This window comes from Actinosynnema sp. ALI-1.44, assembly GCF_001984155.1.
In the GTDB taxonomy this organism is placed as follows: domain Bacteria; phylum Actinomycetota; class Actinomycetes; order Mycobacteriales; family Pseudonocardiaceae; genus Kibdelosporangium.
The window spans coordinates 292,529-311,980 of the sequence record NZ_MTQO01000047.1 but is presented as its reverse complement, the minus strand read 5'-3'; the positions used below and the strand labels follow the sequence as shown (position 1 = coordinate 311,980).

Annotated in this window: 21 protein-coding genes; 11 read left to right on the top strand and 10 right to left on the bottom strand. The window is 67.8% G+C overall.

Going from position 1 to position 19,452, the window contains the following annotated elements:
* Positions 1 to 14 precede the first annotated feature (14 nt).
* Positions 15 to 263: a DUF3039 domain-containing protein gene (locus ALI144C_RS26565; protein WP_076989884.1), complete on the bottom strand. Its 249-nt coding sequence runs from the start codon at positions 261 to 263 to the stop codon at positions 15 to 17.
* Positions 264 to 311: 48 nt separating this feature from the next.
* Between ALI144C_RS26565 and ALI144C_RS26560 the strand changes: the two genes are divergently transcribed.
* The 5 genes from ALI144C_RS26560 (at position 312) to ALI144C_RS26540 (ending at position 3,664) form a co-directional block, all read left to right on the top strand.
* The gene (locus ALI144C_RS26560; RefSeq protein WP_076989883.1) at positions 312 to 1,121 is read left to right on the top strand and encodes a sporulation protein; all 810 of its coding nucleotides are present in this window, start codon (positions 312 to 314) and stop codon (positions 1,119 to 1,121) included.
* An 84-nt stretch (positions 1,122 to 1,205) separates the two neighbouring features.
* Positions 1,206 to 1,454 carry a type II toxin-antitoxin system Phd/YefM family antitoxin gene (locus ALI144C_RS26555; protein WP_076989882.1) on the top strand — a complete coding sequence of 83 codons (249 nt, stop codon included), beginning with the start codon at positions 1,206 to 1,208 and terminating at the stop codon, positions 1,452 to 1,454.
* Complete coding sequence (locus ALI144C_RS26550; RefSeq protein ID WP_076989881.1) at positions 1,441 to 1,824, top strand: type II toxin-antitoxin system VapC family toxin; 384 nt, start codon at positions 1,441 to 1,443, stop codon at positions 1,822 to 1,824. Before ALI144C_RS26555 ends, ALI144C_RS26550 begins: the two co-directional genes overlap by 14 nt.
* 50 nt (positions 1,825 to 1,874) lie before the next feature.
* Entirely contained in the window at positions 1,875 to 2,795 is a 921-nt protein-coding gene (locus ALI144C_RS26545; protein ID WP_076989880.1) for a pseudouridine-5'-phosphate glycosidase, read from the top strand.
* Between the two features lie 50 nt (positions 2,796 to 2,845).
* Positions 2,846 to 3,664: a PfkB family carbohydrate kinase gene (locus ALI144C_RS26540; protein WP_237774339.1), complete on the top strand. Its 819-nt coding sequence runs from the start codon at positions 2,846 to 2,848 to the stop codon at positions 3,662 to 3,664.
* A gap of 5 nt (positions 3,665 to 3,669) precedes the next feature.
* Here ALI144C_RS26540 and ALI144C_RS26535 read toward each other — a convergent pair whose 3' ends face one another.
* Positions 3,670 to 3,996 carry a DUF3099 domain-containing protein gene (locus ALI144C_RS26535; protein ID WP_076989878.1) on the bottom strand — a complete coding sequence of 109 codons (327 nt, stop codon included), beginning with the start codon at positions 3,994 to 3,996 and terminating at the stop codon, positions 3,670 to 3,672.
* A 79-nt stretch (positions 3,997 to 4,075) separates the two neighbouring features.
* On the opposite strand from ALI144C_RS26535, the gene ALI144C_RS26530 reads away from it, so the two are divergent.
* From ALI144C_RS26530 to ALI144C_RS26510, 5 genes are all read left to right on the top strand, one after another.
* Positions 4,076 to 5,551 (top strand): DUF7782 domain-containing protein, encoded by a 1,476-nt coding sequence (locus tag ALI144C_RS26530; RefSeq protein ID WP_076989877.1) that lies wholly within the window; start codon positions 4,076 to 4,078, stop codon positions 5,549 to 5,551.
* Positions 5,548 to 5,970 (top strand): D-aminoacyl-tRNA deacylase, encoded by a 423-nt coding sequence (gene dtd, locus ALI144C_RS26525; protein WP_076989876.1) that lies wholly within the window; start codon positions 5,548 to 5,550, stop codon positions 5,968 to 5,970. Before ALI144C_RS26530 ends, dtd begins: the two co-directional genes overlap by 4 nt.
* Positions 5,971 to 6,203: 233 nt before the next feature.
* Positions 6,204 to 7,181 (top strand): sigma-70 family RNA polymerase sigma factor, encoded by a 978-nt coding sequence (locus ALI144C_RS26520; RefSeq protein ID WP_076989875.1) that lies wholly within the window; start codon positions 6,204 to 6,206, stop codon positions 7,179 to 7,181.
* A gap of 745 nt (positions 7,182 to 7,926) precedes the next feature.
* Positions 7,927 to 9,585: a fumarate hydratase gene (locus tag ALI144C_RS26515; RefSeq protein WP_193441229.1), complete on the top strand. Its 1,659-nt coding sequence runs from the start codon at positions 7,927 to 7,929 to the stop codon at positions 9,583 to 9,585.
* Positions 9,570 to 10,487 carry an aminoglycoside phosphotransferase family protein gene (locus ALI144C_RS26510; protein ID WP_076990064.1) on the top strand — a complete coding sequence of 306 codons (918 nt, stop codon included), beginning with the start codon at positions 9,570 to 9,572 and terminating at the stop codon, positions 10,485 to 10,487. Before ALI144C_RS26515 ends, ALI144C_RS26510 begins: the two co-directional genes overlap by 16 nt.
* Here the strand turns inward: ALI144C_RS26510 and ALI144C_RS26505 are convergent.
* The 8 genes from ALI144C_RS26505 to ALI144C_RS26470 form a co-directional block, all read right to left on the bottom strand.
* Positions 10,468 to 11,337, bottom strand: a complete 870-nt coding sequence (locus ALI144C_RS26505; RefSeq protein WP_076989873.1) for a nuclease — start codon at positions 11,335 to 11,337, stop codon at positions 10,468 to 10,470. The genes ALI144C_RS26510 and ALI144C_RS26505 overlap by 20 nt on opposite strands.
* A 158-nt stretch (positions 11,338 to 11,495) precedes the next feature.
* Positions 11,496 to 11,786 carry a hypothetical protein gene (locus ALI144C_RS53535; protein ID WP_083753398.1) on the bottom strand — a complete coding sequence of 97 codons (291 nt, stop codon included), beginning with the start codon at positions 11,784 to 11,786 and terminating at the stop codon, positions 11,496 to 11,498.
* Between the two features lie 167 nt (positions 11,787 to 11,953).
* Positions 11,954 to 13,072, bottom strand: a complete 1,119-nt coding sequence (locus ALI144C_RS26495) for a hypothetical protein (RefSeq protein WP_237774319.1) — start codon at positions 13,070 to 13,072, stop codon at positions 11,954 to 11,956.
* A gap of 29 nt (positions 13,073 to 13,101) precedes the next feature.
* Positions 13,102 to 14,376: a glucarate dehydratase family protein gene (locus tag ALI144C_RS26490; RefSeq protein ID WP_076990063.1), complete on the bottom strand. Its 1,275-nt coding sequence runs from the start codon at positions 14,374 to 14,376 to the stop codon at positions 13,102 to 13,104.
* A 7-nt stretch (positions 14,377 to 14,383) separates the two neighbouring features.
* Positions 14,384 to 15,289, bottom strand: coding sequence for a 5-dehydro-4-deoxyglucarate dehydratase (locus ALI144C_RS26485; protein ID WP_076989870.1), 906 nt, complete (start codon positions 15,287 to 15,289; stop codon positions 14,384 to 14,386).
* Between the two features lie 24 nt (positions 15,290 to 15,313).
* Positions 15,314 to 16,198, bottom strand: a complete 885-nt coding sequence (locus ALI144C_RS26480; RefSeq protein WP_076990062.1) for a carbohydrate ABC transporter permease — start codon at positions 16,196 to 16,198, stop codon at positions 15,314 to 15,316.
* On the bottom strand, positions 16,195 to 17,154 hold the full coding sequence (locus ALI144C_RS26475; RefSeq protein WP_083753397.1) for a carbohydrate ABC transporter permease: 960 nt from the start codon (positions 17,152 to 17,154) through the stop codon (positions 16,195 to 16,197). Before ALI144C_RS26475 ends, ALI144C_RS26480 begins: the two co-directional genes overlap by 4 nt.
* Positions 17,151 to 18,458: an ABC transporter substrate-binding protein gene (locus tag ALI144C_RS26470; RefSeq protein WP_076989869.1), complete on the bottom strand. Its 1,308-nt coding sequence runs from the start codon at positions 18,456 to 18,458 to the stop codon at positions 17,151 to 17,153. The genes ALI144C_RS26475 and ALI144C_RS26470 overlap by 4 nt, the downstream gene beginning before the upstream one ends.
* A gap of 192 nt (positions 18,459 to 18,650) precedes the next feature.
* Between ALI144C_RS26470 and ALI144C_RS26465 the strand changes: the two genes are divergently transcribed.
* A complete protein-coding gene (locus ALI144C_RS26465; RefSeq protein WP_076989868.1) occupies positions 18,651 to 19,451 on the top strand; it encodes an IclR family transcriptional regulator in 801 nt (266 codons plus the stop codon).
* Position 19,452: the final 1 nt, after the last annotated feature.

Sequence of the window (19,452 nt, the reverse complement as noted above, 5' to 3'; positions counted from 1 at the left end):
AGCGCACGAGAAGGTTATTCGCCGCCGCCGGGGCCCGGCTTCAGGCCCTCGAAGATCTGCTTGCAGTCCGGGCAGACCGGCGAGCCCGGCTTCGGTGACCGGGTCACCGGGAACACCTCGCCGCACAGCGCGACCACCATGGTGCCCATCACGGCACTTTCGGCGATCTTGTTCTTCTGCACGTAGTGGAACATCTTCGGGGTGTCGTCACCGGTCGAATCCCTGGTGTCGACGTCAGGCAGCGTCTGGGTGGAGGTACTCACAGCACCAATTCTGCATCAAACCCACCGCGATCCTGGTTAGATGCGCGCATGTTCTCCAAGGTGCTGGCGAGTTTCGGGCAGGGCGGTGCCAAGGTCGACGCCCAGTTGCTCGACCGCGACGTCCGGCCGGGCGGCCCGTTGCGCGGGCAGGTCGTCCTGATGGGCGGCCAGGTGGACCAGAACGTCGACGGGCTCGGCGTGGCGCTGCTGGCCAGGGTGGAGCAGACCGACGACCGCGGCGCCGTGACGCTGGTCGACATGCCGTTCCAGAACGTCAACCTGGCCAGCAACGCCGTGGTCCGCGCGGGCCAGCAGCTGACTGTGCCGTTCGAGGTCCACCTGCCGTGGGAGACGCCGATCACCACCGTGCTCGGCAAGCACCTGTCGGGGATGGCCATCGGCCTGCAGACCATGCTCGACCTCGGCGGCTCGATGGCCGACCCGCAGGACATCGACGCGGTGGCGGTCGAGCCGCTGCCCGCGCAGCACCGGATCCTCGACGCGTTCGCCCGGCTGGGTTTCCAGTTCCGCACCGGCGGGCTGGAGAAGAACAAGATCACCGGTCTGGACCAGCAGTTGCCGTTCTTCCAGGAGATCCGGTTCACCCCGCCGCCCGCGTTCGCGCAGGCGTTCTTCGAGGTCGCGGTCACGTTCCTGGCCGGGTCCGGCGGGATGCGGGTGGTGCTGGACGTGCAGAAGAAGGTCCGGGTGGGCAAGGGCAGCGGCCTCGGCCCGCAGGGCAGGCCGTCCATCGGCGCCTTCCCCGTCGACTACGCCAAGGTGGGCTCGGTGAACTGGGAGCAGCAGATCGAGGGCTGGCTGCGCGAGGCGGCCAGGCCGCGCGCGATCTTCGACTGAGCGCGTCCGGGTCGCCCGCATCGGGTCCGGTACACCAGATCGCAGAACTAGACTAAGTTTAGTCAACCCGACTACACTGGCCGCATGACCGTGAACGTCAACATCCATGAGGCCAAGACGCACCTGTCGCGGCTGTTGGAGCACGTGGCCACCGGCGAGCGGGTGATCATCTCCAAGGCGGGGAAGCCAGTCGCCGACCTGGTACCGCACCAGCGCACCCCGGTCGTCATCGGCGGTCTCAAGGGCGAGCTGCGCTATGACGACGACGCGTTCGCGGAGCCCGACCCGGACATCCAGCGGATGTTCTACGGGGACGACAGTGCCGCTTCTTGACAGCCAGGCGGTGCTGTGGCTGCTCGACGACAACCCGAAGCTGGGGCCACTCGCCCGCAAAAGAATCCTCGCGGCCGACGAAGTACACGTGTCCGTCGCGACGGTTTGGGAGCTCACGATCAAGGCGATGCTCGGCAAGCTCACGGTCCCCGACGACCTGGGTTCCCGTCTCACCGAGCAAGGTCTCTCGTTGCTGTCCATCACCGCCGAACACGCCGAGGGTCTGCGCGCGTTTCCCGAACTGGCGCGTCACGACCCGTTCGATCGCCTGATCATCGCCCAGGCCGACCTCGGCGGGCTCGAACTGCTCACCGCGGACCACGTACTACTCGACTTGGACCGCGACTTCGTGATCGACGCCAGGCGGTAGCCGCGGCGGAAAGTGGACCTCCCGCTACTGGGGCGTAAAGAATGCGTCCCATGACCGCTATCGCCATCTCCGACGAAGTCCGTACCGCGCTCGAATCGGGCCAGGCCGTCGTGGCACTGGAGAGCACGATCCTCTCCCACGGCCTGCCGCCCGGCCGCAACCGCGAGGTCGCCGACCGGCTGGAAGCAGTGGTGCGGCAGGCGGGCGCGGTGCCCGCGACGATCGCGGTCCTCGACGGCCAGGCGCGCGTCGGCCTGTCCGAGCGGCAGCTGGAACGGGTCTGCGCCGAGGATTCCGGGCTGGTCAAGCTGTCGATGCGGGACCTCGGCCCGGCGATGGCGCTCGGTCAGGACGGCGCGACCACCGTGGCCAGCACCGCCGCCCTCGCGCACGCGGCGGGCATCGGCGTGTTCGGCACCGGCGGGCTCGGCGGCGTCCACCTGCCGTTGCCCGGCAGGCCCACGTCGTGGGACGTCTCCGCCGACCTGGACGCGCTCGCCGAGATCCCGATCCTGGTCGTGTCGTCGGGCGTGAAGTCGATCCTCGACGTCGAGGCCACGCTGGAGCTGCTCGAGACGAGGTCGGTGCCGGTCGTCGGCTACCAGACGGACTACTTCCCCGGCTTCTACCTGCGGGAGTCGGAGTTCGAGCTGGCGTGGCGGGTCGATTCGGCCAAGCAGGCCGCCGACGTCGTCGAGGCACACAGGCAGGCACCGGGGTCCGCGGGCATCCTGCTGGCCAACCCCATCCCGCACGCGTTCGAGATGGACCGCGAGGTCCACGACCGGCTGCTGGCCGACGGGATGAAGCTGGTCGACGAGCGCGGCGTGCACGGCAGGGACGTCACGCCGGTGCTGCTGGACCACTTCCACACCGCGAGCGGCGGCGTCAGCCTCGACGCGAACGAGGAGCTGGTCGTGGCCAACGTCACCCTCGCCGCCGAGATCGCGGCGGACTTGGCGGCGCGGTGAACACTCCGGGGACGACAGTGGTGGTGGTCGGGGACGCCGGGCTCGACGTGATGGTGTCCCCGAACGGCGACGTCGTCCACGGCGGCGACACCAGGGCGCAGATCCGGGTCACGATGGGCGGCGCGGGCGCGAACACGGCGACCTGGCTGGCCAGCCAGGGCACGGATGTCGTGCTGGTCAGCCGGATCGGCGACGACATGGCGGGTCGCCAGGTGCGCGAGAACCTCAAGGCCGCGGGCGTGCGCTGCGAACTCGCGATCGACCCGAGCGCACCGACCTGCTGCGTGGTGATCATGGTGGACAAGTCCGGCCAGCGCACCATGCTGCCCGACCACGGCGCCGGCGCGTGGCTGCGGCCCGACGACCTGCGGCCGGAGTTGCTCAAGACCGCGAAGCACCTGCACTTGTCGGGTTACGTGCTGCTCGACCCGGCGTCGCGGGCCGCGGGTCTGGCGATGCTGGCAGCCGCACGGGAGCACGGGCTCACCACGTCGGTCGACCCGCAGTCGACGGCGCTGATCGACGACCCCGGCACGTTCCTCGACTGGATCAAGGGCGTCGATCTGTTGCTGCCCAACGAGGACGAGATCGCCTTGTTGGCGGCACGACACGATCCGCTCGACTACGTCGGGGCGGTCGCGGCCACCGCGGGCGCCGCGGGCGCGAGCTGGACCGATCGGACGGGCACGGTGTCGGTCGCGGCCGAGCAAGTGTCCTGTGTGGACTCGACGGGGGCGGGCGACGCGTTCGACGCGGGCCTGCTCACCGCGTGGCTGGCGGGTGAGCCGCACGAAGCCGCACTGCGGGCCGGGGTGATGGCGGCGACCAAGGTGATCGCGGGCGTCGGCGCCGTCCCCGGCCAGGTGTAGCGGCTCTACCCTTCGATGATCTGGTGGTTCGAGCGCTCGATCAGGTGGGCGCTCGGCTCACCCTGCTGGTGGCGGTTGACCCGCTCGGACTTGCGCGGTGGCCGGTCGTTGGCGATCAGCACAGCCGCCCATGGCAACGGGATCGACAGCACCAGGAACCCCAGCGCCAGCCACCACGAGACCTGGGCGAATATCAGCGCGAGGAACAGGCACGGCAGGCGCAGCGACATCATCAGGATGTACTTGCGTTTGCGCGCCGCGTGCTGATCGTCGAACGACGGCGCTGCCTCGGTGATCAGAACCGGGGTGTCGCCTTCCTTGGGGTTGTTCACGAGACCTCCTCGACACCCGACATGGTGACTACGCTATACCCACAGCGACAGCTTCCCACCACCGTGGAAGTATTCCGTCGTGGCCGATGATCTTTCGCCGGAGTACTGCTCCGCACTCCGCACTTCCTTCGAGCGGGCCGGCTACGACGCTGACGGAGTCCTGCGCCTGCTCGGTGAGTCCGCCCACGCCGCGCTCGGCCGCGGCGAGCCGGAGCCCGCACGCCGGGCGACCAGGGACGGTGCCGAACTCGGCACGCTGATCAGGCTGTTCCTGCTCGGTGACGACGTGTCCGATGGCGAGGTCAAGGCGGTCCTGCCGTGGCCGGAGTCGGTGTCGAACGGTGTCGTGCGAGTCGACGGCGACCGCGTACGCGCAGGATTGGACGTACGTCCCTATGGCGATGACCAGGGGTCCTGGTGGGTCTTCGCGGACCTGGACTCCGACCAGCTCGGGTCCGCGGTGCCCGTCGACCACGTGCTGGGCGTCGGCCACGCTTCGCTAAGCCTGGCCCGCGCCACCATCCGCCGCCCGGTCGGCAGCGTGCTCGACCTCGGCACAGGCTGTGGCGTGCAGGCGTTGCACGCCAGCAGGCACGCTCGGAGCATCACCGCGACCGACCTGTCCGGGCGCGCGCTGATGCTCGCGAACGCGACATTCCGGATCAATGACCTCGATGTGGAAACCCGGCAGGGCAAGTGGTTCGAGCCGGTCACCGGTCGCCGGTTCGACCAGGTGGTGTGCAATCCACCATTCGTGGTCGGACCGTCCCGCGTCGACTACACGTACCGGGACTCCGGCCTCGCCGGTGACGACGCGAGCGCGCTCGTGGTCGCGGCCCTGCCGGAATACCTCACCCGCGGCGGCGTCGGTCAACTACTTGCGTCGTGGTTGCACCTGCCGGGTCAGGACTGGTCGGAGCGCGTCACGTCGTGGCTGCCCGGCGGCGTGGACGCGTGGTTCGTGCAGCGCGATGTCGCCGATCCGGACCTGTACGTCGGCACCTGGCTCAAGGACGCGGGCATCGACCCGCGTTCGGCCGAGGGCTCGGCGCGCGCGTCGGCGTGGTTGGACTGGTTCGCCGAGAACAAGGTCGCGGGGGTCGGCTTCGGTTTCGTGACACTGCGACGGACCGACGGCGAACCGCGGATCGTCTGCGAGGACCTCAGGCACGCGTTCGACGACCCGCTCGGCCAGGAGGCAGCGGGCTGGTTGGACCGGATCGACTGGCTGCGGGCGCACTCGTCACCGGACGCGCTGCTTAGAGCACACTTGAAGGTTGCCGATTCGGTTGTCCTCGAAGAGGTTTCGGCGTCGACCGACGAGGGCTGGGAAGCGATCGTGCGCAGGTTGCACCGCACCGACGGCCCTGGCTGGCAGCACGAGATCGACGAACTCGTGCGCGCTCTGCTCGCGGGCTGTCGCGGACTGTTGCCGTTGGGGGACTTGCTGGACCTGCTCGCGGCGGCACACGGCGTGCCCACGGACGCACTCATCGTCGCCGCCTTGCCGTTGGTCGACGAACTCGTCCGGCACGGGATGCTGGTCCCGGCATGAGAGCGGTCGCCGCACGTGTGACGAGCGCGAGTGTGACTGTGGACAGTCGGGTCGTCGGGGCGATCGAAGCGGGCCTGTTGGTATTGCTGGGCGTGCATACGCAAGACACGCCCGAAAAGGCAGTCATCATGGCCCGGAAACTGCACGAGCTTCGCATTCTGCGCAACGAGGAGTCGTGCGCGACCGCCGGTGCGCCACTGCTCGTGGTCAGTCAGTTCACCCTCTACGGGGAAACCCGTAAGGGTCGCCGCCCGTCGTGGATCAGCGCCGCACGCCCCGAGCAGGCGGAACCCCTTGTCGGAGCAGTCGTCGACGAGTTGCGCAATCGGGGAGCGCATGTAGAAACCGGCGAATTCGGGGCCATGATGGAAGTAACGAGCGTGAACGACGGACCGTTCACCGTACTGGTGGAAATCTAAGGGTTTTCTCAGCCACTGTGGACTGTCAAGGTCTCTCAGGAATATCTCAGCATCCGGCACGCAACCGGGCGGCGACTTCCGACGTCATCCAGTTTGAGAAAGCGGGAACGAATCTCGATCCGCTCACGTTTTCTCTAGTGTCCAACCAACGGGCGGCAGGGTCCCAGACGGACCGTGGTTCGAAGGTCTGTGACACGAGCCACTGCCAGCCCGAGACAGGGGGAGGGAGTCCGATGACCGTCCCGCAGACTCTTGACCGCGAAGTTCCTGACGCCGCCGAACTGGACCTCGACGCACAGGGACCTGCGGCGGACTTGGTTCGCGTGTACCTCAACGGGATCGGCAAGACCGCGTTGTTGACCGCGGCCCAAGAGGTCGAACTGGCCAAGCGGATCGAAGCCGGGGTGTTCGCCCAGCACATGCTGGAGACGAACCCGCAGTTGCCCGCACAGCGCAGGATGGACCTCAAGTCGCTGATCCGCGACGGGCACGTGGCCAAGAACCACCTGCTCGAAGCGAACCTGCGGCTGGTCGTCTCGCTGGCCAAGCGCTACACCGGGCGCGGCATGCCGCTGCTCGACCTGATCCAGGAGGGGAACCTGGGTCTGATCCGCGCGGTCGAGAAGTTCGACTACACCAAGGGGTTCAAGTTCTCCACGTACGCCACGTGGTGGATCCGGCAGGCCATCACGAGGGGCATGGCCGACCAGGGTCGCACCATCCGGCTACCAGTCCACCTGGTCGAACAGGTGAACAAGCTGGCGCGGATCAAACGCGACCTGCACCAGCAACTGGGCCGCGAGGCCACCAACGACGAACTGGCCAAGGAGTCGGGCCTGAGCGTGAACAAGGTGGCCGACCTGCTCGACCACGCCCGTGACCCGGTCAGCCTCGACATGCCGGTAGGTGCGGAGGAAGACGCACCACTCGGCGACTTCATCGAGGACTCCGAGGCCACGGACGCCGAAGGCGCGGTCATCTCCGGCCTGCTGCAGGACGACCTGCGCCGGGTCCTGGCCACGCTGGACGAGCGGGAGCAGCACGTGATCCGCCTGCGCTACGGCATCGACGACGGCCAGCCCAGGACCCTCGACCAGATCGGCAAGCGCTTCGGGCTCTCCCGCGAGCGCGTGCGCCAGATCGAGCGAGAGGTCATGTCGAAGCTCCGCCAAGGCGAGCGCGCGGAGAAGCTGCGCGCATACGCGAGCTGATACTCGAAAAGAAGAATCGATGCAGGTCACCCGAACAGCGCTATGGCGGCATGAGGTACGTCACGATACTTAATCGGACGAACCGAAGACTACGCGGCGCGCTGGTCGGATGACCTAGCGTAGTCGCTTTCCCCGGGAGGTCGCGGCGGTCGGGGGCTGGCGCGGCCTTCCGACAGCCTCCCCCTGTCCGCGGAAAGCGCGGACCGGGGTCTCGTCAGGATCATGTTGGGGGGCCGAGCCCCCCAAACCCCCCACGGTGCGAGCTCCTTCTGACCCAACGCTGGGCACGCTGGTCGTTCACCAGCGACGCGCCTGCGGCGCTCGGCAGGACAATAACGCGCCTACGGCGCCTTGAGCGGACGCCACAGTGCAATTGCATGTGACTGGGGCCTTATCCGCACGTCACGGCTGGCGGGATCACAGGGGTGCGATTCCCGCCAGTCCGTGGCGGGCGGTCCAACACCGCAACCCACCCCCGGTCGAAACTTCGTAAGCGCAGGGTTTGCGGCCCGCGCAAGCGCAGAGCAACCCGCAACGGTTCGCGGGCAAGTGCAGAGCAGGCGGCTCGCGCGCAGCGCAGAAGGGGTCTTCGGGGGTGTCTCCTGCCCAGAGGTCAGCCACCCGGCGAGGGGAATCTTGAAAGACCAACGCATGTGACCCACACAACGCGAGGTAGCAACGGCGCCCAACACCGCGGGCGGTAACGTCTTTGCCCAGTTCCCGTACCGCGCGCAAAGGAGCCCGCGTGACCACCACCTCGTTCCAGTACACCGACGTGCTCCCGCTCGCCCCCGACACCACAACCGAGTACCGGCTGGTGACATCGGAAGGCGTGCGAGTCGTCGAGGCAGCGGGCCGCAAGTTCCTCGAGATCGACCCGGATGTGCTCACCCTGCTCGCCAAAGAGGCGATCAAGGACATCCAGCACCTGCTCCGCCCGTCCCACCTCGCCCAGCTCCGAGCGATCGTCGACGACCCGGAAGCATCCGGCAACGACCGCTTCGTCGCGATGGACCTGCTGCGCAACGCGTGCATCTCGGCCGGCGGCATCCTCCCGATGTGCCAGGACACAGGCACAGCCATCGTGATCGGGAAGCGCACCGAGGGCGTTCTCACCGGCGGCACGGACGAAGAAGCCCTCGCCAAGGGCGTGTTCGACGCGTACCAGCAGTTGAACCTGCGCTACTCGCAGATGTCCCCGGTGACGTTCTGGGACGAGCGCAACACCGGCACGAACCTGCCCGCACAGGTCGAGCTCTACAACGCACCCGGCACCGACCCGCGCTACGACTTCCTGTTCATGGCCAAGGGCGGCGGCAGCGCCAACAAGACTTTCCTGTACCAGGAGACCAAGGCTGTCCTGAACCCGAACCGGCTGGCGAAGTTCCTCGACGAGAAGCTGCGCAGCCTCGGCACGGCCGCGTGCCCGCCGTACCACCTCGCGATCGTGGTCGGCGGTCTGTCCGCGGAGCACAACCTGAAGGTCGCCAAGCTCGCGTCCGCGCGTTACCTGGACAACCTGCCGCGTGAGGGTTCCGCGCTCGGCCACGGGTTCCGCGACGTCGACCTCGAGCAGCAGGTGCTGGAGATGACCCGGCAGTTCGGCATCGGCGCGCAGTTCGGCGGCAAGTACTTCTGCCACGACGTCCGCGTGATCCGGCTGCCCCGACACGGCGCGTCCTGCCCGGTCGGCATCGCGGTCTCCTGCTCGGCCGACCGGCAGGCGAAAGCGAAGATCACCGCCGACGGCGTGTTCATCGAGCAGCTGGAGCGCGACCCCGCGCGGTTCCTGCCGGAGATCGAGGGCGAGGACCTGTCCGAGGAGGTCGTGCAGATCGACCTCACCCGTCCGATGGCCGAGATCCGCGAGACCCTGTCCACACTTCCGGTGAAGACAAGGCTTTCGCTCACGGGCCCGCTCGTGGTCGCGCGTGACATCGCGCACGCGAAGATCAAGGAGCGCCTCGACGCGGGCGAGCCGATGCCGCAGTACATGAAGGACCACCCGGTGTACTACGCGGGCCCGGCCAAGACCCCGGAGGGTTACGCGTCCGGTTCGTTCGGGCCGACCACCGCGGGCCGGATGGATTCCTATGTGGAGCAGTTCCAGGCCGCCGGTGGCTCGCTTGTCATGCTGGCCAAGGGAAACCGGTCCCGCCAGGTGACCGACGCCTGCCAGTCACACGGCGGGTTCTACCTCGGTTCGATCGGCGGTCCGGCCGCGCGGCTTGCCAAGGACTGCATCCGCAAGGTGGACGTGCTGGAGTACCCGGAGCTCGGTATGGAAGCCGTGTGGAAGATCGAGGTCGAGGACTTCCCGGCGTTCATCGTGGTCGACGACAAGGGCAACGACTTTTTTGCCTCGACATCGGCCCCCACCCTGCAGATATCCTTCCGCAAGTGATCGTCATCCCGGAAGCCCTGGCCGAGTCGCTCCGCAAGCACTTTCCGCGGGAATGGCTGGCCGGGCTTCCGGGGCTCGTCGACCGCACGCTCGACCAGTGGCAGCTCACGGTCGACGGGAAAACCATGCACGGCATGGCTTCCCTCGTTCTCCCGGTGGTACGGCCGGACGGCACGCGAGCCGCGTTGAAGCTGCAACCGGTCGACTGGGAACACGAAGGCGAGCCGGTCGGTCTGCGGATCTGGGACGGCGACGGCATCGTCCACCTGCTCGACCACGACCAGGACACGGGCGCGATGCTGCTCGAACGACTCGACGAACACCGCCCGCTCTCGACCATGCCGGACGACTTCGCCGCGACCGGGATCCTGGCCGAACTCCTGGCGCGACTGACCGAAGTCCGCGGGCCGGAGGGCATGCGGCACCTCAGGGACAGCGCGAAGAAGATGGTCGCGGACACGCCGCGAACCGCGATCAAACTGTCCGATCAGGACGAACGGAATCTGCTGAAGGACTGGGCGGCAACGGTTTCCGAACTGGTGGACGAGCCAGGCGACCGGCTGTTGCACTGGGACCTGCACTACGACAACGTGTTGGCCGCCGACCGTGAGCCGTGGCTGGCGATCGACCCGAAGCCGCTCGTCGGCGACCCCGGCTTCGACATCATGCCCGCACTGGACAACCGGTGGGACGACATCGTCGCCACCGGTGACGTGCCCAAGGCGGTGCTGCGGCGGTTCGACCTGCTGACCGAGGCGCTCGGCGTGGACCGGCAGCGCGCGGCCGGGTGGACCGTCGCCCGCGCGCTGCAGAACTCACTGTGGGAAGTCGACGGCGGTGAACCGCGCCTGGACCCGATCCAGGTCGCGATCGCGAAAGCCGTTACTTCTCCTCGAAGATGAGGTCCTCGCACGGCACCGTCATCCGGACCGTGTCGTCGTCGGTGACCTCGACGATCGTGTCGAGGCTGGTCCAGTGCCCGGTCGACAGGATGAACAACCGGTCGTCCTTCTGGTCGAGGTAGTCGAGGAACCCGCCGAGCGACAGGTCGCCGTCGTTCAACGACAGGTAGTCGGCCAGCCGCCGGAACAGCTTCGGCAGGATGACCAGGTCCTCTTCCAGCGACCGCTCCTTCGCCACGCGGGCGCCGGTGAGCGTGACGTCCTTGGGCCACACGCCGAGCTGTTCGGCCCGTGCGGACTTCGCCGCCTCCGACATCGCCGTGCGCAGGTCCGGGAACAGCTTGCGGTAGAAGGTCGGGTACGCCAGCCCGCGCGCGAGCTGGTGGTAGTTCACGGTCCGCTGCACCATCGGCACATCGAAGTGGATCTTCGTCCCGCTCGGGCCGGGCGCCGCGCCTTTGCCGGCGAACGCAACACAACGGCCGTAGACGTCCGCGGTGCGCGTGAAGATGTATCCCGGCGCCTGCAACGGTTCCGCCGCGGTGACCGTGCCGTCCTTCTCCCGCCTGACCACATCGGTGAACCCCAGGAAGTCCAGCAGTTCCGCCGACGCGGCGTCGGCGAACCGCGGCGGCTGGTGTGTTTCCCCCGCGCCGGTGAGGAAATGCGTCTCCAGCGCGTCGATGCCGTCCAGCCGTAACTGGGCGCCGCCGCTCTTGTTGCGGCGGACCCTGTGCCCGCCCTCCACCTTGTTCCAGTCGTCGAGGTCGTTGGGGTAGAACCGGACTGAGTCGCCGTCCGGCCTTGCCCCGACTACCCGGAAAGTACCTTCGATCACCAACATCGCCATGGTGACGCTCTCCCTCGGCTGATCCGCCCTGTGCACGGATATCGCCGGATGGTGAGAACGAGTTAGTGACCTACACCGAAAGCACGAATGAACTCTGCCCGATGGGGCAAGCCCAGGGCCGGTGGGGCATACCGGCCCTGGGCTTATCGGAAAGGGAATCAGACCTTGCGTTGCTGGTAGTCCAGGGTGACCGGGCGGTCACCGAGCGGAGCGTTCAGCGTCACGGTGAAGTTCGGGTACCGAATGTCCATCGTGCACATCTGCTCGACCTTCGGCGACGTCTCGATCAGGGTCAGCACCACCTTGTCGGGGCTCTGTTCACCGATCTCGACGCTGGCCCGGCTGCAGCCGCCTTCCTGTGCGGCGACGCCGACACGGGTGCCGTCGCCCTCGGTCCACACCTTTCTCGGGTAGGCCTCGGGCAGTTTGGCCGCGTCGAGTTTGGTCACCAGTTTGGCCCCGGCCGGCTGGTCACCGGGTGCCTGCGGGTCAGAGGCCTGGCTGGTGTCGCTCGGCAGATCCGATGCTGGAGGTGGAGCGGAGCCAGGCTGCGTCTGAGCACCGCACGCGGCACACAGTGCGAGCAGAACACTGGCTCCGACTGTCGCTAGGTGTCTCATGCACCAAGGACGGAACCACCGGTGGGTCGGGTTGCACGCAAAGCCGCGATCGCCTCACGGACCGCGTTCAGCCTGGTCCCGGACGCGAGTCCGGCGTGGTAGAGGTGGAACTCCTCGACCCCCAGGTCCGCCAGCGCCCGCATCTCGGCGAGCATCGCCTGGTCGTCGGCGGGTTTGGGCGGCAGGGCCAGCACGTACCCGGCGATCCGGGTGTCCGGGGCGATCTCGCGCAGCGCCTGGATGTTCGGCGCGCTCGCTTCGGGCCCTGGCCAGGCCATCGCGACCAGGGCGTCCACCTCGACGCCCAGGTCGGGCGCGACTGTGGCGAACGGGCCGGTGGCCAGCGGGTCGGAATTCGCGTGCACGATCACTCGCAGGTCCGGTGCCAGCTCCCTGATCCGGTTCACCAGGAGTTTCCGCAGGTCAGCGGCGACTCCGGCGCGGATTTCGACGATCGCGGGGTCCAGTGGCACCTCCTCGGGCTCACCGGCGTCCACGGCCGTGCGGATCTGCTCCCGCAACGCCGAGGCGTCCGGGTACCTGGCCGTGCAGCCGGCGCAGAAGCACACCGACAGCAGTTTCTGCCGGATCGGGCCCCAGTCGCCGCCCTCGGTCTTCTCGTGGTGGCCGCCGTGCACGAACCCGAGCGCGCCACACGCCTCCAGGATGATCCCGTCCGGCTCGGCCAGCGCGATGATCTCCTCGACCAGGGTCAGGCAGTACTCGGCCACGTCCTGGTTGGACGGGCACAGCGCGTACGGGTACCGGTCGCCGAAGGCGTTCACCACGGTCAGGTCCGGGTGCAGGTTCCCGAGGCGACTGGAGTGCGTCAGCACGGTCCACGCGTACACCGGCAGCCCGGCTGCCTTCAGCGCGTCGCGCGCCGAGCGGTAGGAGTCCGCCGCGACCCACGACGGTTCCGCTGGACGCAAACGCTTGCCCTGCCATGCCTCGTCCCGGACCGGGAGGTAGAACGCCGCGTGCCGGGCGTCGACGAGCCTGTGCTCCGGGTGAAGCGGGGTCGCGGCCCGCACGGTGTGGTACGCCGCCGCCAACGCGACAGCGTCCACACCCAACTCCGCGTACCGCGCGGCAGCGCCCGGATCGCCCACCACGTCCCACGGATAGACGTGAGCGACACTGGTTACCAACGGGGGCGCCTCTTCTCGAACTCGGGGTTGAACTTCTGCATGTAACCGGTGTCGTCGCGCTTGAGCAGCCCGCAGGTCCGGTAGTTCTCGGCCAGCCGGGCCAGCACGTCCCGGTCCAGCTCGATCCCCAGGCCAGGCCCGGAAGGCACAGTCAGCGAACCGTCCTTGAAAGACAGCACGCCCGGTTTGACCACGTCGTGGGCCGCGTTCCACGGGTAGTGCGTGTCGCACGCGTAGGTCAGGTTCGGTGTCGCCGCCGCCAGGTGCGTCATCGCCGCGAGGCTGATGCCCAGGTGCGAGTTGGAGTGCATGGACAGGCCGATGCCGAACGTCTCGCAGATCGCGGCGAGCTTCGCCGACCTGGTCAGACCGCCCCAGTAGTGGTGGTCGGACAGGATGACCTGCACGGCGTTCTGCTCGACCGACGGCGCCAGGTGCTCGAACGAGACCACGCACATGTTGGTGGCCAACGGCATCGGCGCCTGTCTGGCGACCTCGGCCATGCCTTCGATCTCCGGTGACGGGTCTTCCAGGTACTCGATGATCCCGTCGAGCTCCCGCGCGACCCTGACGCCGGTCTCCGGCGTCCACGCGGCGTTCGGGTCGAGCCGCAGCGGCGTGCCGGGGAACGCGTCGCGCAGCGCCTTGGTCGCCTCGATCTCCTGCTCCGGGGCGAACACCCCGCCCTTGAGCTTGATCGACTTGAAGCCGTACCGGTCGATCAGGTGCTTGGCCTGTGCGACGATCCCGGCCGGGTCGATGGCCGCGCCCCACTCGTCGGGCTGCTCGTCGCCGATTTTCGCGGTGGGGTGCCCGGCCCACTTGTAGAACAGGTAGGCGCTGTACGGGATCTCGGTGCGCACCGCGCCACCCAGCAGGTCGACCACCGGACGGCCGATGGCCCTGCCCTGGATGTCGAGGCAGGCGACCTCGAACGGCGAGTAGACGCGGTCCACCGTGCCCGGTGCGGAGAAGTTCCCGGTCAGCCCGTGCGTGTCGGTTCCGGTCACGCCGCCGAGCGCGGCCGCGACCCGCTGGTGCATCGGGCCGAGCGCGAACGCGTCCAGCCCGATCAGCGACGGCACGACCTTCCGCAGGCGCTCGATGTGCGCGATGTCGCCGTACGTCTCGCCGAGGCCCGTGATGCCTTCGTCGGTGTGCACTTCGACGATCGTGCGCAGCGCCCACGGTTCGTGCACACCGGCGGAGTTCAGCAGTGGCGGGTCGGGGAACGCGATGGGCGTGAGGTCGATCTCGGTGATTTTCACTGTGTGGTCAGCCCTCCAGTGCCGCACGTCCGGCTGCGATGATCCGGTCGAGCTCAGCCAGGTGCTCCGGCGACGGGTCGAGCAGCGGCGGACGGACCCCGCCGACGGCCAGTCCGGTCTTCGCGACCGCGGCCTTGACCAGCGAGACAGCGTACCCAGGCACCTTGTCGCGCAGTTCGACCAGCGGCCAGTAGAAGTCCGTCAGCAACCGGTTGGTCTTCGCGGTGTCCCCGGACGTCACCGCCTCGTAGAAGCCGAGCGAGATGTCCGGCGCGAAGCAGAACACCGCCGACGAGTACAGCTCGACACCGATGCCGCGGTACGCGGACACAGTCAACTCGGCGGTGGGCAGACCGTTGAAGAACTGGAACGGTTTGTCCACACGGGACCGGATGGCCAGCACGAGCCGCTGCATCTGGTCGATGTCACCGAGCCCGTCCTTCAGCCCGATCACGTGGGGCAGACAGGCAACCTCCACGGCCGAATCCGGGGTGAACACAGCATTGTTTCTTTGGTAGACGATCGTGGGAAGGTTGCCTGCCTGGCTCACCTCCTCGACGTACCGCACCAGACCGGCCGGTGGCGAGGAAACCAAATAGGGCGGCAGCAACAGCAATCCGTCCGCGCCCGCGGACTTGGCCGCCGCCGCGAACCTCTTCGCGATCGGCAACGGGCCACCGGCGCCCGCGAACACGGGCACCCGGCCCGCGGTCGCCTCGACGGCCACCTTGACGACCTGCTCGAACTCGTCCACGTCCAACGCGTTGAACTCACCGGTCCCACACGCCACGAACACCCCGCCCGGACCGGCGGCGACGCCGTGCTTGACGTGCTCGGCCAGCACGTCCACAGCGACTCCCCCGCTTGCGTCGAAGGGGGTCACCGGGAAGAAAAGCACTCCATCCAGTTGCATACTGACCTCAATCTCGACCGGCGATCAACCCTTGACCGCACCTGTGGTTATCCCACGCAGGAACGACTTCTGCAGCGACAGGTACACGACCAGGCTCGGTACCAGCGCCAGCAGCGCGCCTGCCAACACGATGCCCGGCCCCACCTCGATGTCCGACCGCAGGTCCGCCAGCGCGACGGTCAGCGTGTAGTCGGCGGGGTCGTTGGCCACGATCCGGGGCAGCAGGTACTGGTCCCAGATCATGGTGAATCCGAACACCGCGATCACCGCGAGCGCGGGCCTGCAGAGCGGGAGGATGATCTGCCAGAACACCCGCAGCTCACCGGCGCCGTCCACCCTGGCCGCCTCCTCCAGCTCGACCGGGATCTCCTTCATGAACTCCGTCATCACGAAGATGGAGAAACCCCACGCGCCCAAGGGCAGGATCACCCCGAGCAGCGTGCCCCTGAGGTTCAGCTCGACCACCGGCAGGTCACCGATCACCAGCGACAGCGGGATCGCGATGACCTCCTCCGGCAGCATCATCGTCGTCAGGATCACGAGCATGATGATCGCCTGGCCACGGAACTTCTTGCGCGCCATGGCATACGCGGCGAACACGCTGACCAGCAGCTGAAGCAGCAGCGCACCGCCCGCGATGAACAACGAGTTGGCGAAATAGCCCCAGATGTTCTTGGCGTCCGCTTCCTCGAAGTTCTGCAGCGTCGGGTTGCCGGGCAGCACCGACAGCTGCGTCGGGTCGCGGTTGACGTCGAAAGCGCCGGAGAACACCGTGATCAGCGGGCCGGTGAAGATCAGGATCGCCAACACGCACAGCACGAGGCGGATCGCCCTGCTGGCATAGGCGTTCCGGGCCGTCGACCAGCCCAGCGCGGTGTCCAGCCGCGACGAGACACCGACCTTGCTCATCGTGCCTCCCTTGCTCGCCGCCACATCTGGACGACAACCGTGAGCACGAACGTCACCAGGAACAGCATGACGGACGCGGCCGATGCCACACCGATGTCGTTCTTCTCGAAACCGCGGGAGAACACGGTCGTCATCCACACCGAAGTCGACCCGGCGGGACCACCGCCGGTCAGCACGTACACCTCGGTGAACACGCGCAGGCCGCGGATGGCCGCCAGCGTCAGCAGGATCGTGATCACCGGGCGCAACGCGGGCAGCGTGACGTACCAGAGGCGCTGGAAGACGTTGGTGCCGTCGATCGCCGCGGCTTCGTACTGCTCGCGGTCGATCCCGGCCAGCCCGGCGAGGATCAGGACCATGTCGTAGGGCGCGTGCTTCCAGATCCCGACCACCATCACCGACACCAGCGAGGTGTCGGGGTGGTCGAGGAACGTCGACGGCCCCGCGCCGACCCACGACAGCACGTTGTTGAGGAAACCGTTGGGGTCGGGGAAGTACAGCACCCGCCAGATCTCGCCGACGACCGCGGTCGCGGCCACCACGGGCAGGAACACCGCGGAGCGCACGAACCACAGCGACTTCGCCTGTCCCTCCAGCAGCAGCGCGAGGAAGAACCCGACGACCATCGCGCCGAACGTCTGGCCGAACGCCAGGATCACGGTGTGGTAAGCGGCTTCCTGGAACGCGGTGTCGTCCAGCACGGCCGCGTAGTTGTCCATCCCGACGAAGATGTCGCCGAGGAACGGCTGCACCTTGTACAGGCTCAGCCGGATCCCCTCGGCCATCGGGATGAACTTGAAGTACAGGAACAACAGCAGCGCGGGCGCCAGGAACAGCCACGGGATCAGCGAGCGGTGCCAGTACTTCCCGCGCTTCGGCGGGCGCGCGGTGACACCACCGTCCCGGGCGGCCTTGGTCTCGCCCGGGACAGCGGTTGCTTCCGAGGCAACACTCACTGGGAAATGCCCTGCGTCGACAGTTCCTTCTTGAGCTCACCGGCGAGCTTGCCCAATTCGGCCTTGGTGTCGGTGGAGCAGGTGAAGATCTTGTTCAACGACTCGGAGGTCTTCTGGCGGAACGGCTGGAAGTTCGGCACAGCGGGGAACGGGCGACCGGCGGACTCGTAGACCTGCTTGGTGGTGTCCCATCGCGGGTCGTTGAGCACGGACTTGACGTCGACGTTCTTGTTCACCGGCAGCCGCACGACCGGGGTCTCGCCCGCGTTGACCTTCATGCCCATCTGCTGGGTCTCCGGCGTGAGCATGTACTCGACGAGTTTCTTCTGCCCGGCGGGGTTGGGCGAGCCCGCCATGATGTACATGTCCTCGCCCTCACCGAGCACGGTGTCCCCGGCCGAGCCCTTCGGCGACGGGATGACCTCGTACTTGTCCTTGCCGAGGTTCTTGTCGAAGCGGCTGAACATGTACGGGCCGGTGGTGTAGACGCCGACCTTGCCGGTCTCGAACAGCGGGTGAGCGTCGTTGGTGGTCAGCGTCAGCGCGTTCGGGTTCATCACCTTGCTGTCGCAGAACAGGCCACGGATCCACTCGACGGACCGCTGGCTGTCCGGCGAGTCGACGGCGACCGAGAACTTGCCGTTGCCCGCGTCCTTGAGCACGTCACCGCCGCTCTGCCAGAGGAAGTTCGACGCCCACCAGAGCGTGTAGCCGCGGTCGGTCGTGGCAGGCGCGAGGATGCCGTACGTGTCGGCCTGGCCGTTGCCGTCCGGGTCCTGGGTGGTGAACGCCTTGGCCAGGTCGAGCAGTTCCTCGTGGGTCCTGGGCACGGGCTTGCCGAGCTTCTCCCGCCAGTCCTTGCGGACCAGCGTCACGTTGGCCTGCGTGGACCACGGCACCGCGTGGAACTTGCCGTCCGCGGTCTTGGCGTTGCCCCACGCCCGGTCGCTGACGTCGCCGCCACCGGCGAGCGCGGCGCGGTCGACCTCGCCGACCAGGCCCTGCTGGGTGAACACACCGAGCGACCCGGTGTCGGTGATGACCAGGTCGGGCAGGTCCTTGTTGGCGGCCCGCTGCTGGATCTGCTTGTCGAAGTCGTTGAAGACGGCCTTGTACTGGACCTTGACGCCGGTCTTGCGGGTGAACTCCTCGAAGATCCGCGTGTAGACCTTCGCAGCCGAGTCCTGGCTGCGGGTCCAGACCTCGAGCGGGGCGTTCGGGTCGCCCTGCTGGGCGGAGGGGGACGTCGACGTGCCACAGCCGGTCAGCACGGCGAGGGAGGCTGTCGCGGCCGCGGTCCACATCAGACCGCGTGACCTTGGCGTTCTTACAGACGAGCGCGAGACTGCGGTGTCCGGCATTGGAACACTCCGACCTACTGTGATGGCGCTGGCTTTCACATATGCGAAGTTCGGTCGTACTTGTGAACCCGCGACCGGGACTGTAAGAATCGACCACGACTACTGTCAAGGTCCGAAGCCAAAAGGAGGACCCAAGTGGCGGTCGACCAAGCCCGTGGCACCGCGGGCCAGCCCACCCGGCCAGCCGCCGTGAAGTCGGCCGACCGGACGGTGGAACTGCTCGAGGCGCTGGCGTCCTCGGAACGCAGGCTGACGCTGACCGAACTGCACCATGAGCTGAGCTATCCGAAGTCCAGCCTGTACATGCTGTTGCAGACGCTGGTCGCCCGCGGTTGGGTCGAGGTGGAACCGGCGAGCGGCACCTACGGCATCGGCGTGCGCGCCCTGCTCGTCGGAACGTCCTATTTGGATCATGACCCGGTCGTGCAGGTGGCCATCCGCGTGATGGAACACGTGCGGCGCGAGGTCAACGAGACCGTCCACCTCGCCAGGCTGGACGGCGGTGACGTCGTCTACCTGGCCAGCCGGGAGTCCGAGCACCACCTGCGCGTGGTGTCCAGGGTCGGCCGCAGGCTGCCCGCGCACTCCACCTCGCTGGGCAAGGCGCTGCTGGCCGAGCGCCCGGCGGCGGAAGTCGACTCCCTCCTGCCGGAGAAGATGACGCCGCTGACGCCGAACACCGTGATCGACCGGGCCGCGCTGCACGAGCAGCTGGCGAAGTTCCGCGCCGCCGGATACGCGCACGAGCGCGAGGAGAACACGCCCGGCCTCGGCTGCTTCGCCGTGGCGCTGCCGTACCGCAACCCGGTGATCGACGCGATCAGCTGCTCGGTGCCGCTGGGCAGGCTGGACGCCGACCACGAGAACCAGGTCGTGACCGCGCTGCTGGAAGGCGCCAAGACGATCACCGAACTGCTGCGCCAGTTCGGCCGCTGAT

Bases quoted from the DNA above. Each gene is read 5' to 3' on its own strand.
- ALI144C_RS26480 (WP_076990062.1), bottom strand. From the start codon at position 16,198: ATGAGCAAGGTCGGTGTCTCGTCGCGGCTGGACACCGCGCTGGGCTGG.
- dtd (WP_076989876.1), top strand. From the start codon at position 5,548: ATGAGAGCGGTCGCCGCACGTGTGACGAGCGCGAGTGTGACTGTGGAC.
- ALI144C_RS26560 (WP_076989883.1), top strand. From the start codon at position 312: ATGTTCTCCAAGGTGCTGGCGAGTTTCGGGCAGGGCGGTGCCAAGGTC.
- ALI144C_RS26485 (WP_076989870.1), bottom strand. From the start codon at position 15,289: ATGCAACTGGATGGAGTGCTTTTCTTCCCGGTGACCCCCTTCGACGCA.
- ALI144C_RS26555 (WP_076989882.1), top strand. From the start codon at position 1,206: ATGACCGTGAACGTCAACATCCATGAGGCCAAGACGCACCTGTCGCGG.
- ALI144C_RS26470 (WP_076989869.1), bottom strand. From the start codon at position 18,458: ATGTGGACCGCGGCCGCGACAGCCTCCCTCGCCGTGCTGACCGGCTGT.
- ALI144C_RS26520 (WP_076989875.1), top strand. From the start codon at position 6,204: ATGACCGTCCCGCAGACTCTTGACCGCGAAGTTCCTGACGCCGCCGAA.
- ALI144C_RS26545 (WP_076989880.1), top strand. From the start codon at position 1,875: ATGACCGCTATCGCCATCTCCGACGAAGTCCGTACCGCGCTCGAATCG.
- ALI144C_RS26505 (WP_076989873.1), bottom strand. From the start codon at position 11,337: ATGGCGATGTTGGTGATCGAAGGTACTTTCCGGGTAGTCGGGGCAAGG.
- ALI144C_RS26540 (WP_237774339.1), top strand. From the start codon at position 2,846: ATGGTGTCCCCGAACGGCGACGTCGTCCACGGCGGCGACACCAGGGCG.